We start from the raw sequence: 224 nt of genomic DNA, 5'->3' as shown, positions 1-224 counted from the left end.
GCACTGACAAGTTTTTCCAATCCGATTATCGGAATCGTAGTAGGAGCGATTTTTACAGCAGTGATTCAGTCATCGTCCGCTTCGGTTGGTATTTTGCAGGCGCTGGCTTTAAGTGGTCTGATCGATATTCACAGTGCGGTTTTTGTACTGTTCGGACAGAATATCGGGACATGTATTACTTCTCTGATTGCATCCGTGGGAATGAACCGGAATGCGAAAAGGAC

The 224-nt window shown here is 45.5% G+C and carries 1 protein-coding gene; it reads left to right on the top strand.

All coding sequences use genetic code 11. From position 1 onward, the window contains the following. Positions 1-224, top strand: a 224-nt coding sequence (locus tag HJY11_RS14030) for a Na/Pi symporter (RefSeq protein ID WP_208076509.1), incomplete at both ends; no start/stop codon positions are given.

This window comes from Bittarella massiliensis (ex Durand et al. 2017) (assembly GCF_017566145.1).
In the GTDB taxonomy this organism is placed as follows: domain Bacteria; phylum Bacillota; class Clostridia; order Oscillospirales; family Ruminococcaceae; genus Bittarella; species Bittarella massiliensis_A.
The sequence above is the reverse complement of the archived record's forward strand: the minus strand, read 5'-3'. Positions and strand labels throughout refer to the sequence as shown.